The sequence below is a fragment of the Finegoldia sp. BIOML-A1 genome, from assembly GCF_009678325.1.
Taxonomy (GTDB): Bacteria; Bacillota; Clostridia; order Tissierellales; family Peptoniphilaceae; genus Finegoldia; species Finegoldia magna.
Genome location: NZ_WKZF01000001.1, coordinates 229,077 through 245,108, shown reverse-complemented (window position 1 = coordinate 245,108; position 16,032 = coordinate 229,077). Strand labels below are relative to the sequence as shown.

Genomic DNA, 16,032 nt, shown 5'->3' with positions numbered 1-16,032 from the left:
TTATGTAGGTTGAAAGTTTTACTATGCTAAGAATAGATTTTTTACGAAAATTGTTACTTGCCATAAAGCTTGGTAAGGTTCTAATTCTAATGAAGGTGATGGCAAAATTATGAAAGAAAAACTCATTATTAAAAAATTAAGAGAAGATAGCAGAAATGAAATCTACACAAATAGAGGAATTAACCCAATATTCCAGCTAAATCCAAAATCAAAATTTTTGATAATTGGGCAAGCTCCTGGGGAAAGGGTTGAAGAAACTGGTATTTTATTTAATGATAAGAGTGGGGAAAATCTTGTCAAATGGTTGGGTATATCCGAAGACGTCCTCCATAGTGAAGATTTTTCTATAATTCCAATGGATTTTTATTATCCTGGAAAGGGGAAATCGGGCGACAAGGCTCCTAGATCTTTTATTGCAAAAGAATACCATCCACTATTATTAGATGAATTGAAGGATATAAAGTTAACCATTTTGATAGGAGCCTATGCTCAAAAATTTTATTTGAAGGATAAATTTAAGAAAAATTTAACCGAAACAGTAAAATCTTACAAAGAATTTTTACCAGAATATTTCCCAATAGCCCACCCAAGTCCTCTAAACAACAGATGGATAGCAAAAAATCCTTTTTTTAGAGAGGAGGTCTTGCCTGAGTTAAAGAAAATTGTAAAAAAGCTGAGATAAATTGTGTTTGTAAAAATTTATTGTATACCATTTTTTATGGTAATGGTCATTAACAAGGAGAGAAAATATGAAAAAAAATAAGTGCGAATATTTTAGACGGCAAATTTGAGCATTTGGTGGATGAGGATAATTTACAAATAACCCACCTACAAATCAAAAAGGGCGATGAAATACCAAGTCACAAGTCAGATAAAAGTGTAGTAGTTGTAATTTATAAGGGCAAGGTAGATTTTAAGGGACAGAACGGAAATCAGATAATAATCCCAGGTGATATAATCACAATGGATCCTAATGAAATCCATGCTCTTGGGGCTCTTGAGGATAGCGATTTGATGGTTATCAAAGTAAAAATTTAAGAATATATTTAGCTAAGATAGGCAGGTGGTTATTTTATCAACCTGCCTTTAATTTTTACATATTTAAGCTAAAATTTGAGGCATCATATATAAAAAAACTTAGTTTTATTGAAAATACAGAGGTTTTATGTTTTATAAGAATAATTATCTTATTTTAGAAAGATATCGTGCTTTAAGATTATCTTATGTAGATATAAGATGTTAGATTTAGCTTCAAGCAAAATAAAATCTCATTTTAAAAAATATAAATATGTAAGTAGGAATTTTTCTATAATATTTTTTAGGTTGTTAGGAATTTTAATTTTTGGGTATATATATTTTAATAATATAAGAGAAACGTTGCGGTCATTTTGCAAACGATATTATAAATATTGTTTGACAAATTTACTTATCAAATTGCGTATTAAACTATGCAATAAAAATGCAAATGTTTTCTTATAAATAATAGGAGGCACAATTATGAAATCTTATCCAACAAACAAAATCAGAAATCTTAGCTTGGTTGGGCATAGTGGAAGTGGAAAAACTCAACTCACTGAAGCATGCCTATACTTAACCAATGTGATTAACAGAGTAGGAAAAGTTGAGGACAAAAACACAGTTTCTGACTATTCTAAGCAAGAAATGAAGAGGGGTATTTCTATATCCAGCTCTGTTATTCCAATCGAACATAACGACATAAAAATCAATTTCATAGACACTCCGGGCTATTTTGATTTCGAAAGAGAAGTTTATCAATCACTAAGAGCATCTGAAGCGGCGCTTATTGTTATTGATGCTGTTAATGGTATAGAAGTAGGAACAGAAAAAGTTCTTCGTTACACTCAATCAATAGATCTTCCAAGAATTATTTTCGTAAATAAAATGGAAAAAGAAAATGCTAATTTCAACAAATGTGTTAGTGATTTGCACGTTAAATTTGGTAATAATATCATTCCATTTACTTTGACTCTTGGTGAAGGCGAAGACTTTAAGGGAGTTATTGATGTTATCGACAAGAAAGCATATGAATACAATGGTTTCGAATTTAAGGAAGTTCCTATTCCAGAAGATAGAGTGGATGAAGTTAATGTCGTATTCGATGAAATTTGTGAAGTTGTCGCTCAAACAGACGATGATTTGATGGAAAAATATTTCAACGGAGAAGAATTTACTCACGAAGAATTCAAAAAAGCTTTGGTATCAGCACTACTTGAAGGTAGTTGTGTACCACTTATTGCAGGAAGTGCGCTTACAGGAGTAGGTGTTGATGTTTTATTAGAAATTATCGAAAAATACATGCCAACACCTGACGATGAAAGAGCAAAATACGGATTCAGACATGCAGATGATAAACAACGTAAGTTTTCTGTTGACGAACCAATGAGTGCAGTTGTATTTAAGACAATTGTGGATCCTTTTGTTGGAAAGATTTCGATTTTCAAGGTTATATCAGGTAAAATAACCAAAGATACTTTAATATATAATTCAAGCAAGGAAGTTGAAGAAAAAATTGGTGATTTGTTCTTCTTGCGTGGTAAGGAACAAATCAAGACTGATGAAGTTCACGCAGGAGATATCGGTGCGATTAGCAAATTAGTTGAAACAGAAACAGGGGATACTATTTCTGATAAGAATGATCCAACTGTTTACAAACGTTTGAAATTAAAACCTGCAACATTATTCTTTGCAATTCAACCAAAATCAAAATCAGATGACGATAAGATTTCAAGTGCATTAAACAAATTGCAAACCGAAGATTTGTCATTTGTATCTGAAAGAAATAATGAAACTAAGCAATTATTAATCGGTGGACGAGGCAATGTTCAACTTCAAGTAATGATGGACAGATTAAAAGATGAATACCAAGTAGAAACGGAAGTTGTTCCATTGAGAATTGCATATCGTGAAACTATCAAATCCAAATCAGATGTCGAAGGAAAACACAAGAAACAATCTGGTGGTGCTGGACAATTTGCGGATGTATTTATTAGATTTGAACCATTGACAGATTCTGAAGAAAACTTCGTATTTGAAGAAGAAGTATTCGGTGGAGCTGTTCCTAAGAATTTCTTCCCAGCAGTTGAAAAAGGCTTGGAAGAATCTTTGGAAAAGGGACCTTTGGCAGGATATCCTGTAGTTGGCGTCAAAGCGATTCTTTACGATGGAAAATATCACCCTGTAGATTCAAATGAAATGGCATTCAAGATCGCAGCCCAAATCGCATTTAAAAAAGGAATTGAAGAAGCGAAACCAATTTTATTAGAACCTATTATGAAAGTTACAATCAAAATCCCTGAAGAATACATGGGAGATGTAATGGGAGATATGAACAAACGCCGTGGTAAAATTTTGGGAATGGAATCTGACGAAGACGGTAACCAAGTAGTAATCGCAGAAGCTCCTCACAAAGAATTATTCGAATATTCAATAGATTTGAGATCAATGACTCAAGCAAGGGGAGAATTTGAAATGGAATTTGTGAGATATGAAGAAGTTCCTTCTAATGTTACAGAAGAAATAATTAAAGAACAATAAAATTAGAGATGCCCTTATCGTTTGATAGGGGCATTTTTTCGTGACAAAAAGCTTGCTGACGTATATGTTAATCTATTATTTATTTCTATTGCAAATACATTTGATTTATTGTAAGCTAATATTGATATTATATATGAAAAATACATACAAGGAGTTAATATGAAGTTAAGGATTTTATGTCTGGTTATATTATCGTCTATTGTTCTGTCTGCTTGTGGGCAAGAAAAATTAAATAATAAACCAGAACAAAAAATTGAGCAAACAAATAATTCGAAATCTAAGATTATTTCCGATAAAATTATAGATGGTACAATGGTTATTGATTTTAAAGGGAAAGAACAGACATATAAATTTGATGGAGATTGGAAAGCTTTCAGTAATATAGAAAGATCTTTTCAAAGATTGATTTATGGATTTTCTTTTTTAGACGATTTTTTTAATGCGTATGAAGATACAAAGGATATTTCATATATAAAAGAAGGGTATTCATTGATTATTTCTTTTGTAGAGCAAATGGAGTTTGATAAAAGTAAAATGTCATGGCATGATGAAACAACTGCTCTTAGAATGACAAATATTCTAAACTTTATTAAAAAAACTGAACAATTAGATTTTAAATTGTCTAATAAAGATGAAGAATTGCTTGACGATAATTTGAAGAAAACCGCAGAACTTTTTGCATTTACTGATTTCTATTCTGGTAATAACAATCATGGGTTTTTTCAAGATGAAGCAGGTCTTATGTATGCAGTAAAATATGGTAGAGATGACATAAAAGATATATGCAGTAAAAGAATAGAAAAATATATTAAAGATAACTTTGATAATGATGGTGTCCATTTGGAAAATTCATCTGAATATCACTATGTGTTAGTTGCTGAATTAAAAAAAGTTTTAGATAATTATGACGAAAATGTGATTCCAAATTACAATGAATTAAAGGAAATTTACGTAAAATCTGCAGATTTTGCCTACCAAACTCTTCTTCCAAGTGGAATCATACCTAATATTGGTGATTCCTGGTCGATGAAGATTAATCTAAATGATTATTATAGTGAGGATATTTTAAATAATAGAAACACTAACAAAAGACAAACTTATTATGAATCTGGTTATGACATTTACAAAAATATGGACAAAAAAGCTTTTCTTTTGTTTAGGGGTGGTTACATCAAGAATCCTCACCATCATAACGATGATTTGAGTTTTTGGCTATATAAGGACGGTAATATATTTACTGAATTTGGTTCGTATGGATATGAAGAATCTAATCCTCATACAAAATACCAAACAGATTTTGAAGCCCATAATACTTTAATTGTAGACGATGGAAATAAATTTAAGGGTAAGGATGTAAAAATAACAAAAACAGATTCTCCATGGGAAATGTCAGGTGTGACTAAAAGAATTTCAAATATTACTTTCAAAAGGAATATAAGATTTAACAAAGACTTATCAAATATTTCGATAATTGATACTGTAAAATCATTGGACAAACAAGAACATAAATACACTAGACTATTTCACTTAGATCCTTCAATTCAACCTAAAATCAAGAAGAAGTTAGGAAAAAATGTTGTTGAACTTTATAGAGGCGACAAGCTTATTGGAAAGTTAATTACTGAAGATGAAGTGAGTTTAACAGATGATTTTTATTATTCTGTTTACTATCAAAATCCTCCACAAAGTACAAAAGTAATTAAAGTTGATTGTAATGGAATAGATAAAGAAATGAAAGTTGATATTGAATTAAAATAATTATAATAAGTAGAGATGCCCTTATCGTGTGATAGGGGCATTTTTTGTGTGGAGGAATTTGGTAGCATATAGGAAATATTACAGTTGCTGTACACACGTAGGTCAAGATTATAGCAAATATCACCAACAAATATATTTTTTCAGACAATATGCTGTTACTCATTTCTAGATTACGTAGAAGTATTCTTCGTTGAAGTTTTTGTGGAGTGAGAAGTGGTTTTTGTTGTAGTCGAGCAGTCCTTCTTTTTTCATTTCCATTAGTTCCTTAGATAGTGCACTTCTGTCGACGTTTAGGTAATCTGCTAGTTCTTGTCTATTAAATGGTATGTCGAATTGGTTGGTTTCTTTTTTTAGGGCGACAGAGCTAAGGTAGACGGATAGTTTTTGTCGAATTTTTTTGAAGGAGGATTGGCAAAGTTTTTGTGATAGTGAATAATTGTCATTTGATAGTATGAGTAGCAAATTTTTTATTAATTTATCGTTGTAGTTGTTGTGATTTGCGAAAATTTGGTTTGTTTTTATGAACAAGATTTCACAGTCTTCACTTGCAACTACATCTATGATTAATTTTTCGCCACTTATTGCGTAGGACTCTGCTATTATTTGGAATTTGTTCCTGTTAGAAAGTATCATTCTACTTCCCCAATAATTTGTGATTTCTAATCTAATTTTTCCTTTGAGTATTAACCCGAATGTGTCTGTTGTGTTTCCAGATTTGTATATGTATTGGTGTTTTTTATAGGATTTTTGGTAAATAAAATTTGAGTTTAATAGTTGTTCGATTTCTTGTTTTGAGAAGTTTTTAAATAATTCTGATTTTAATATTTCCATTTCTACCTCTTATGTTGTTTTAACAACGTACTTTTTCATTAAATTATATTAAACTATAGACATAAAATCAAATGTGGTTTATTATATATGGAAACAAAGGAGAGAAAAATGAAAAATATTTTAGATACAATTGGAAATACAAGACTTGTTAGATTGAAGAACATAGGAAATGGAAGTATTTATGTTAAGGTTGAAAAGGAAAATGCAACTGGTTCAATCAAAGACAGAGCAGCTCTTGAAATGATAAAAGGTGCGATTGATGATGGTTCATTAAAACCAGGCATGAAGATTGTTGAACCAACAAGTGGTAACACGGGAATTGCGATTGCAATGATTGGTAAAACTTTGGGCTACGAAGTTACAATTGTTATGCCAGAATCAATGTCTATCGAAAGACGTAAATTGATGCAAGCTTATGGTGCGACAATTATTTTGACTGGCGAAGGTGGTATGCAAACAGCTGTTGATAAGGCGAAGGAATTGGAAGCTACTGGAGAATATTTTATGCCAAATCAATTTGCAAATCCTTACAACACTTTGGCTCACGAAAAATACACAGGTCCTGAAATCTATTCTGAATTACCAGAGGTTAAAGGATTTATCGCTGGTGTTGGAACAGGTGGAACTGTTAGTGGTGTTGGTCATTTCTTAAAGGAAAAGAATGAAAATGTAGCTGTGTGGGCTATTGAACCAGAAGAATCAGCGTTGTTGAGCACTGGAAAAGCTGGTGGACATAAAATCCAAGGAATTGGAGCAAACTTTGTTCCAGAAATTTTGGATAGAGAAATGTTAGATGAAGTAATCACTGTAAAGGGTGATGATGCTTTGGATATGGCAAGAAGACTTGCAAAAGAAGAAGGACTTTTGGTGGGAATTTCTTCGGGCGCAAATGTATTTGGCGCATTAAAAATGTTAGAGAAAGTTGATGGTCCGATAGTTACTGTTCTTCCAGACACTGGAGAAAGATACTTGTCGACTGAATTATTTGAAAATGAGGCTAATTAAAAGATTATCTGAATACGGTGATTTTATTTTAAAAGAAGATCCTGCATGTCGCACCAAATTCGAAGCGTTATTCATGTATCCAATCGTGAAGGCGTTAATTTATCACAGAATCGCAAATTATTTTTACAGAAAAAAGCACACAACTCTTGCGAGATTTTTCTCACAAAGAGCGAGACGTAAAACTGGAATTGAAATTCATCCAGGAGCGACTATCGGCAAGAATCTGTTCATAGATCATGCGATGGCAGTTGTAATTGGGGAGACTGCGATTGTCGGGGACAATTGCCACTTCTACCATAATGTCACATTAGGTGGTACTGGCAACGAAAAAGAACACCAACGCCACCCGATTGTAGGAAATAATGTTGTAATTGGAACTGGAGCAACTGTTCTGGGGCCGATTAAAATTGGAGATCGTGCGAAAATAGGAGCAGGAGCAGTTGTTTTACATGATGTTCCAATTGATTGTACAGCAGTTGGAATGCCTGCAAAAATAATAAGACACCATTAATATTGAATTTAAATCTCTTTGGCAAATTATTTGCTGAGGAGATTTTTTATTTGTGATAAAATGGGTGTATAAGCAAGCAGGAGGAATTTTATGAAAAAGAAAATATTTGCAATTTTAATGGCGCTTTTAATGTTGTGTTCATGTAGCATTGGAAAAAGAGAAGTGTATTTGTATGGAGAAGACCACGATATAAAACCTATTTATAATGAAGAATTAAACATTTTGAGAGATTACTACAAAAAAGGTGGTAGGAATTATTTTTTGGAGGATTCTCATTATGGTGCACAATATCTTAATTTGTGGATGAAATCAGATAATGATGAGTATTTGAACAAAATGTATGATGTTATTAAAAAATACGGAAACTATGATTATGATTACACTATCGAATATTTCAAGACAATAAAAAAAGAAATGAATGATATTAAATTCTACGGTGTAGATGTGGGACATTCATACGATATTATAGGCAAGGATTACCTAAAATTAGCAAAAGAAAAAGGCGACAAAGAAGATATTGAACTTACTGAAAGAGCGATAGAACAAGGCAAGAATTTCTATGGCAAAGAAAAAGTTGATCATTTAAAAGCCAGTGAGTACAGAGATAAAATGATGGCAGAAAACTTCATGGATACATATAACAGGACAAAAGGAGATGTTATTGGATTTTTTGGATTGGGTCATATAGATGGAACACGTTATATTAACGATTATATGACGAAAATTATCCAAGATAAAATTAAAAATCTTCACATAGTTAATTTGTTGAAAAGTAAAAATCTCAAACCAATCTCAACAGAAAAAATCACATACAATGGAAGAGAATTTGAAGCAGATTATTATGGAATTATAAGTCACAAGTACTCTCCATATCCTCACGAAAAACTATACCGAATTAAAGACAAGGAATACTTCAAAGATTTCACGACAACAGTTTACAATCAATCATTTCCGTATAATTTCAGCTTTGAAAAAGGAGACATCATATTAACTAGACAATACAACGATAAAGATCAAGAAGATGTAGTTGTAAGAGTTAGAAGTGATGGAACAGAAAAACTTTTCTTAGTAGACTACATTCAACCAAAATAATTAAAAAATAGACAGCGATGAACGAAAAAAGTTTGTCGCTGTTTTCGTTTTTTTAAATTTGGGTATAAATATCTTAGAGGTTGATTGAACATAAATGTTAAATAAATAACCTTGTTTATCAAAATTACGAAAGGAGAATTAAATGTTAAAATTAATTAGAACACCACAAAAATACGTTCAAGGCAAAGACGCTTTAAATGAATTTGGGAAATACGCAAAGGATTATGGAAACAGGTTTTTGTTCGTATCTTCAAAAAGAGGATTGAACGATTGTAAGGAAAAAATCGAAAAAAGTTTTGAAGGAACTGACGCTTTCAGAAAATATGAAATTTTCTCCGGGATTTCTTCTAATGGAGAAATAGAGAGAATGAGAAAAATTGTCGTCGATGAAAAAATCGATGCGGTGGTTGGAATTGGTGGAGGATCTGCTATTGATACTGCAAAGGCCACAGCATTTTATGAAAACAAACCAGTACTTGTAGTTCCTACTGTTGTAGCGACTGATGCTCCTTGTACTGGACTTTCAGTTATTTACAATGACGATCAGACATTTGACAGATATATTTTCTATCCAGATAATCCTAACATGGTAATCGTGGATACGACAATAATTGCCAACGCTCCTGTGAGATTTTTGGTTGCAGGAATGGGCGATGCTTTGGGAACTTACTACGAAGCAAGAAGTTGCAAAAAAGTTGATGCACCTTCACTAGAAAATGGTGGAATTAGTGAATCAGCGATGGCACTTTGCAAATTGTGCAATGAAATTTTGTTTGAACATGGAGAAATTGCCAAGAAATCTGTGGATAATCATTTGTTGAATGAATCTGTAGAAAAAGTTATTGAAGCAGCAACTTATCTAAGTGGTGTTGGTGCTGATAATGGTGGACTTGCAGCGGCACATTCTATCTACAACGGATTTACTGAAATAGAAGGTGTGTCTGCAATGCACGGAGAAATCGTAGCTTTCGGTTCAATTGTGCAATTGTTGATGGAATCAGCTCCAAAAGATGAATTGATGAAGGTAATGGATTTCTGCTACAAAGTTGGACTTCCAATCACTTTGAAAGATATGAATATAAAAGCTGAAAATATAATGGTAGGTTGTGAAAAAGCCTGTGTTGAAGGAGAAACTATTCACAACGTAGTTGGAGAAATCACTCCGGAAAAATTAAGAGATTTCGTATTGACAGCTGATGTATTGGGAACAAGATACTACGAAGAGCACAAATAAATTTACACATTAATAGCATATTAAAAAATCATCCTCTATTTAAAAAGAGGATGATTTTTGTGTGTCTATTTTATTTTTCTCCAAAAACCGATTTGATTGTAAAGTTCAATTCCTATTACTATTAATGCCCATGGAATTAATATTCCCATGAGAATCCATTTAATTGGGGCTGATTGAATGCTAAACAATACAAATGAGAATATTGCTATTGTCAAAAATGAAAGTCCCATCATTTTAATAACGTAGGCGAATTTGGATTGTCTGTTCATTATGTCTGAAATGCTCGACCAATTTACGTACTTGTGTTTATAATCTCCTGCGACTTTGAATCTACAAAATACGAATATAGATATTAAATTCAACACAATTGCAACGATTACGAAATAGATTTTTACTCTAAAGAATATGGAAAATCCTAATATTGCAAGGGCAGATAACACGCCCATTATTGTAAATGAGAATTTTACTTTTTCATTCAAATAAGTTTTCTTACTCATTGGTAGACTCATCAAATAATCGTGATTTTGTCCGTCCAATGAAACTATTATCGATTGTAGGTTCATAGGAAATAGTCCAATGAACACACTGTACATAAATGAAATGCTAAGAGCAATAGCAAGTGATTGCAAATCGGAAATATTTGTCCCGATTTCGCTTCGCATACTAGGCGCGCTAGTAAATGTCATCAATATTGGAAACATTACTGGGAATAAAATGCACGATGTGATAGTTGTAGCATCACTCAAAAGCATTTTGTTGTATTTGAACATTTCCTTGCCGATATTGCTTGGTTCTTTGTCAACTTTAGTTCTCTTAACAGAATTTTTTCTGTTTTGAATATCGCTCATGTGTTCGTACAAGTTCTTCGATGCAAATTCTAGAATCGCTTTTCCTAAAATCACTTCAACAACTGCCAATACAGCTATGAAAATAATCGCCGATAATGGATTGTGAAGTAATCCTGAAATAGGGCCAAATCCTGTAGTGTTTTTCATTATGTTTGAATTTTGAATAAAAATTACAAATACTATGGCAACGACTTGAATGAAAATATTAAGCCCAACCATTATTTGCGTGTTGAATTTGTACAATGCAGATGTTCTCACCAAAAGCTCCGCAACGACAATATTCAAAATTATTGTAAAAACGAATAAAACTACGAAATTCAAAATTCCGAACAAAATTGCCAAGAATATATTGAATTTGAAATCAATGAAAAACTTTATCGACAACAACAAAATCGGACTTAGAACTGTCAACGAACTCAACATTGTCAAGAAAGTTTTGGAAACGAACATTTCCTTCTGACTGATTGGAAAATAGGACATCTTCAACGAATCCTTGTTTTCATAAAACAGATTGAATACGCTGATGAAGTTTTGCAAAGTTCCCAAAATTACCAAGTAAAACACGAATAAATCAAACATCTTAGGTGCCTTGCTATAATCAAACACAAATCCGAACATAATTCCGTAAATTACAAGCATCATCACAGCGGACATTATATATTGTCTGATAATTTTCTTGTAAATACTTTTGTTCTCAGCAGGCTTGGTCTTCTGTCTGATTTGACCTGTGAGCATAGGATTTATATTCAATAAGTCGATTTTCATCAATTCTTTTAATTTAGTTTTGTTCATTTGGAACCTCATCGTGTGATTTTATCATTTCAAGATAAATTTCTTCCAAAGATTTATCCGGATGTAAATCTTTTAGTTCTTGAACCGTACCTAAGAATATAAGTTTTCCTTTTTGCAAAATTCCAATTCTGTCGCAAAGTTTTTCTGCAATTTCCAAAATATGAGTAGAGAACAAAACAGTATTTCCTTTGTTGGCGTGTTCTCTCATCATTTCCTTTAAATTGTACGAGCTTTGTGGGTCAAGTCCTGTCAACGGTTCGTCCAATACCCACACATCTGGATCAGATAACAGAGCAGCTATTACGAAAACTTTTTGTCTCATACCATGTGAAAAAGATTCAATAGGTTGGAAGAATTCTGTCAAATCAAATTTTTCGGAAAGCATCTTGCAAGTAGCGTTGAATTTGTTTTCTTCAATTTCATAAATTGTTCCGACAAATCTCCAAAATTCGTAAGGAGTCATCTTCAAAAACATATCTGGACTGTCAGACACATATCCGATTTTCTTCTTAGCTTCCATTGGATTATCTCTTACATCAATATCGTCAACTTTGATAGTCCCTTCTTCAGGTTTTATAACACCAACTAAGGATTTTATCGTAGTTGATTTACCAGCTCCGTTATGGCCGATAAGACCGAAGATTTCTCCGCTGTTAATTGTAAGATTCAAATTGTCCAAAGCAATTTTTCTGTCGTATTTTTTTGTCACATTCTCAAAAGTAATCATACATACCTCCTCTTGTATCATACTGTATCATAATCGTAGCACACTTGTGATATCGTGTCAAATAAAAAAGAATTAGCTATTGCTAATTCTAATACGTAAGCAAACCCTCATACACGAATATCTGGACTACAAAAATTGTTGATTTCTAAATCTCAAAATCCTAAAATCGAAAACTCACTTACGTTCAAACAGTTCGATTTTTACGGATTTTTTCGAATTGAAATCAAAGCAATTTTCTCCGTATGATATTCTTAGCATGAGGGTTTATTACTTTGACTATGAGTTAAATAAATCTAGCCAATTCTTTCTATAACTGATTTTAAATGGTTGAATCTTCTGATAAGTTCATCCTTTTCAAATTCTTTTGGTTGCATATATTCAGTGACTTCAGTAATAGTTTCATAAAGTTCATCATCGTCGTTTTCTTTATACAATTGAATAGCTTGTGATCTGAGAGAAGCAAGCTCCTTGTAAATCGTCATCACCTCGTGCTCTTCTTTGTTTTCCAAAAGAAGTTGTTTAAGTGGCCAATTGATATTGTGCTCAGTAGTCACGCATTTGTTTGGAATGTAAATATTCTCACGTTGCATATCCTTCAAAAATCTATTTAAAATTTGGTTGTTGAATTTATTGATCATTAGAAAATTAATATCAACACCTTCTTCAGCACACTCAATTTTTTCGCCGTCTTCTTCTGTTAAAAGCACAGATATTTTAGTGCGCAAATCAGAATCATCGCATTCAATTATTTCAAAATTGTGCTTTTCAGATTCTATCACCAAAAATTCTTTAATATTTTCAGGTATATTGTAAATTAAAATCGATCTAGCCATAAAACCTCCTTAAATACTCATATCTTCCCAATCAAAATCATCACTCAAAGGCTTTTCATTATAAAAGTCCTTGAACAAATCCTTCGTATCTTCGACACTCACATCATCGACTATTTTCACCAAACTGTCAGATATGTCTTTCATATATTCAATATGATAGACAGACTCATCAGGAGCAGGAATAAAAGTCGCTTGAATGAAACTTTCGCCTACAAATTCCAACGAGAAAAAGTAAGTCTTCTTACCAGATCTCACTTCCTTGTAATTTCTTAACGCATCTTCTGAAATCTTGTCTATCTCATCTAAAACTATATCGAATAGGGGAGAGTCGAATGTTTTTTCTGAAGTTTTCAAAATCAATTTACTATTTTGCTCTAAAAACTCATCAGTTCCACTAAAAACTCCCTTTTTCAAAAACTCAAGCATAAAAACCTCCTTAAAATTATACATTTAATTGCTTAAACTAATTGTATATAATTCATACTTCGCTACGAAATTAAAACCAACACTTTCAACTATTTTTCTTTCTTTTTCTTCAACAAAAAACGTAGTATATTTTTGATTATCTAATTTTGATGTATTCAAGCATTTAATCAATAAACTTCGCATTATATTTTCGTCAAAATCATCCTTATAATCAATCCCGAAAACTTCCATAAGTAAAGGCGTGTACACAAAATAAATACATCCTTTTAAAATATTTTTTTCGTAATATAAAAAAATATTCCATTTCTTATTTGACTTTGAATTTAAAGCGTTGAAAAGCCTATCGGAATTCCGGTAGATATCACTTGTTTTATCATGTAAATCTCGAAAATCATTCCAATTTTCATCATTAACTCTAACAATATCTCCATCATATTTTAGAGGAGAATATTTTTCAAAATTTAAAGTATATACGTAGTTTTCGTCAATTTTTTCAGAATTTATACTTTTTAAATACTCAATACTTAGTTTATTATCTGAAGGAAAACCAAAATAAATAGTATAGTTTGGATATCTGGATTTTGAATATTCAATAAATTCTTCAATAGCTTCTTGTTGATTATTTTGAATATTAAATACATTAAAGCCTAAATAATGGTCTTGTTCAATCCAATAATAATCAATCCAACCTAACACTTCATCATTATTTATAAATAAGAGTATTTTTGAATTTGATTTTGAAAATGATGAATATGCTGATTTGTAAAAATCATTTTTAGTTTTGATACCATCCAAATAAGTTGGGAATGCTGAAGTTGTCAAATCTTGTGATAAATTATATGAAAAATCCAAATAATTTTCTATATCTTGTAAAGTTGCTTCTATTAGCATATATTACAAATTTCCCTTCATTAATATCTGTCATACATTAATGATACCACAAATCAAATAAATTACGGTAATTAAATCAAAAAACACGATAGCGTACAATGCAATATTAAGATATTGTATATTACGATGTTGCATTAAAAATATCAAAATAATAATGAGTTGAAAAGTTTTGTAATAGTTTACTAAATTTTTGCAAGAAAAAAAGCGACAAGTTCGCCGCTTAAAATTTGTATTCAAATAATTCTTCATCGATTTGCTTAAAACCTACAGCTTCAAACATTTTTCTGCTTTGATGATTAAAAGCGTAGATATTTGCCGTGACAGATTTTAATCCATTTTCTTTTGCTAATTCCAAAATCTTTTTGACACAACATCGTCCGATGTGTTTGTTTTGAAATTCTTTGCACACAACTATTGTTATTTCATTGTCATCAGTCAAGGAAATATCTCCAACTAATTCGTTATTGTATTCAATGTAGAACAACTTTCCATGAGTATTCAAGTAATTGTACATTTTTTGAAGCCTATCAATATCGTATACGAAATCAATGTTGTCGACTTGTTTGCACACATCCTTATCTTCGTACCATTTCAAAGTAGTATCGTAATTTTCGAAATAGGGAACAAGCTTGATTGCTTCATTGACGGTAATTGTGTTCATGTTATTTTTCCTTTATTTTATGTTTTATTTTGCAATTCATCATAATTTAATAAATATTTCAGTTTCATTTTTTATTTTGATACTAAATTTGTACTTAAATTATACCACTGATTTTAATAAAAAATTAAAAACTTTATATATTCAATTTGATCCTGACTTTGTTTTTTATAAATCTATCATTTTAATTTTATTCATGTATTTCAAATTAATATAACTGAAATTTTACTATCCAAAACCCGACCATTATCAATTGTGATAAAGCCGGGTTTTAAATTTTAATATAAATTTTTATTGTGTTATGACAATCTTCAATAAATAATCTTCATTTTTATCTTCAAACGATTTATTTGCTTCATTAATATTTGCCCATTTGAATACCAACTCTGTTGTTTCACTATCTGAAACTTCGATATTAAATTTCTGTACAAAAGGTGAGATACCTTCAATCATATTATCTTTCTTTATTGGATACTCTAATTTTTCATAAGATTTTAAATTTATATAATTTTTTTCATCGAAAAACCAACTATTAATAGGAAGATATTGAGGAAGAATAATTTCAATATCTTTTTTGTCATCTGATAATTTCAACTCAATTTTAGTGTTAACTTTGGAATTTTCATTTGAATTATTTTTAAGGTTTATAGAGTAAGTATTTCCGTTAATAATTACAACATTATTTTGAGGATAGTCTTTATCGTCTAAAGGGAAATCCACACTTTTTTCATGAGTATCTGTATTTTTATTGTTGCAAGAACTTAGTATGAAAACTGATAGAAACAAAAGCGAAATCATAATAATTAAAAATCTTTTTTGCTTAATCATATATAAACCTCCTTCATAAATAATAAACTATCACAGTTAATAC

General features: G+C 31.2%; 16 protein-coding genes. 8 read left to right on the top strand and 8 right to left on the bottom strand.

Annotated elements, in window-relative coordinates:
• Positions 1-109: 109 nt before the first annotated feature.
• The 4 genes from GKG00_RS01140 (at position 110) to GKG00_RS01125 (ending at position 5,313) form a co-directional block, all read left to right on the top strand.
• Positions 110-682, top strand: a complete 573-nt coding sequence (locus GKG00_RS01140) for a uracil-DNA glycosylase family protein (protein ID WP_154253830.1) — start codon at positions 110-112, stop codon at positions 680-682.
• Positions 683-795: 113 nt separating this feature from the next.
• Positions 796-1,038, top strand: coding sequence for an AraC family ligand binding domain-containing protein (locus GKG00_RS01135; protein ID WP_154253828.1), 243 nt, complete (start codon positions 796-798; stop codon positions 1,036-1,038).
• 459 nt (positions 1,039-1,497) lie between these two features.
• A complete protein-coding gene (fusA, locus tag GKG00_RS01130) occupies positions 1,498-3,555 on the top strand; it encodes an elongation factor G (RefSeq protein ID WP_154253827.1) in 2,058 nt (685 codons plus the stop codon).
• A gap of 159 nt (positions 3,556-3,714) precedes the next feature.
• A complete protein-coding gene (locus GKG00_RS01125; protein WP_154253825.1) occupies positions 3,715-5,313 on the top strand; it encodes a heparinase II/III family protein in 1,599 nt (532 codons plus the stop codon).
• Positions 5,314-5,478: 165 nt separating this feature from the next.
• On the opposite strand, the gene GKG00_RS01120 is transcribed toward GKG00_RS01125, so the two are convergent.
• Positions 5,479-6,144 (bottom strand): Crp/Fnr family transcriptional regulator, encoded by a 666-nt coding sequence (locus GKG00_RS01120; protein WP_154253823.1) that lies wholly within the window; start codon positions 6,142-6,144, stop codon positions 5,479-5,481.
• 108 nt (positions 6,145-6,252) lie between these two features.
• On the opposite strand from GKG00_RS01120, the gene cysK reads away from it, so the two are divergent.
• The 4 genes from cysK to GKG00_RS01100 all read left to right on the top strand — a co-directional run bounded on the left by cysK (position 6,253) and on the right by GKG00_RS01100 (position 9,986).
• On the top strand, positions 6,253-7,149 hold the full coding sequence (gene cysK / locus GKG00_RS01115; RefSeq protein WP_154253821.1) for a cysteine synthase A: 897 nt from the start codon (positions 6,253-6,255) through the stop codon (positions 7,147-7,149).
• On the top strand, positions 7,136-7,660 hold the full coding sequence (gene epsC / locus GKG00_RS01110; protein ID WP_154253819.1) for a serine O-acetyltransferase EpsC: 525 nt from the start codon (positions 7,136-7,138) through the stop codon (positions 7,658-7,660). Before cysK ends, epsC begins: the two co-directional genes overlap by 14 nt.
• A gap of 90 nt (positions 7,661-7,750) precedes the next feature.
• On the top strand, positions 7,751-8,752 hold the full coding sequence (locus GKG00_RS01105; protein ID WP_154253817.1) for a hypothetical protein: 1,002 nt from the start codon (positions 7,751-7,753) through the stop codon (positions 8,750-8,752).
• Between the two features lie 142 nt (positions 8,753-8,894).
• Positions 8,895-9,986: a glycerol dehydrogenase gene (locus tag GKG00_RS01100; RefSeq protein WP_154253815.1), complete on the top strand. Its 1,092-nt coding sequence runs from the start codon at positions 8,895-8,897 to the stop codon at positions 9,984-9,986.
• A gap of 65 nt (positions 9,987-10,051) precedes the next feature.
• Here the strand turns inward: GKG00_RS01100 and GKG00_RS01095 are convergent, their stop codons facing one another.
• The 7 genes from GKG00_RS01095 to GKG00_RS01065 form a co-directional block, all read right to left on the bottom strand.
• Positions 10,052-11,626 carry an antibiotic ABC transporter permease gene (locus GKG00_RS01095; protein ID WP_154253813.1) on the bottom strand — a complete coding sequence of 525 codons (1,575 nt, stop codon included), beginning with the start codon at positions 11,624-11,626 and terminating at the stop codon, positions 10,052-10,054.
• Positions 11,613-12,353: an ABC transporter ATP-binding protein gene (locus tag GKG00_RS01090; protein WP_094206156.1), complete on the bottom strand. Its 741-nt coding sequence runs from the start codon at positions 12,351-12,353 to the stop codon at positions 11,613-11,615. The genes GKG00_RS01095 and GKG00_RS01090 overlap by 14 nt, the downstream gene beginning before the upstream one ends.
• Positions 12,354-12,646: 293 nt before the next feature.
• Positions 12,647-13,186 carry a DUF3783 domain-containing protein gene (locus tag GKG00_RS01085; protein WP_154253811.1) on the bottom strand — a complete coding sequence of 180 codons (540 nt, stop codon included), beginning with the start codon at positions 13,184-13,186 and terminating at the stop codon, positions 12,647-12,649.
• A gap of 9 nt (positions 13,187-13,195) precedes the next feature.
• Positions 13,196-13,612 (bottom strand): hypothetical protein, encoded by a 417-nt coding sequence (locus GKG00_RS01080; protein WP_154253809.1) that lies wholly within the window; start codon positions 13,610-13,612, stop codon positions 13,196-13,198.
• 24 nt (positions 13,613-13,636) lie between these two features.
• Entirely contained in the window at positions 13,637-14,503 is an 867-nt protein-coding gene (locus GKG00_RS01075) for a hypothetical protein (RefSeq protein ID WP_154253807.1), read from the bottom strand.
• 220 nt (positions 14,504-14,723) lie between these two features.
• Entirely contained in the window at positions 14,724-15,164 is a 441-nt protein-coding gene (locus tag GKG00_RS01070) for a GNAT family N-acetyltransferase (protein ID WP_154253805.1), read from the bottom strand.
• A 288-nt stretch (positions 15,165-15,452) separates the two neighbouring features.
• The gene (locus GKG00_RS01065) at positions 15,453-15,989 is read right to left on the bottom strand and encodes a hypothetical protein (protein ID WP_154253803.1); all 537 of its coding nucleotides are present in this window, start codon (positions 15,987-15,989) and stop codon (positions 15,453-15,455) included.
• Positions 15,990-16,032: the final 43 nt, after the last annotated feature.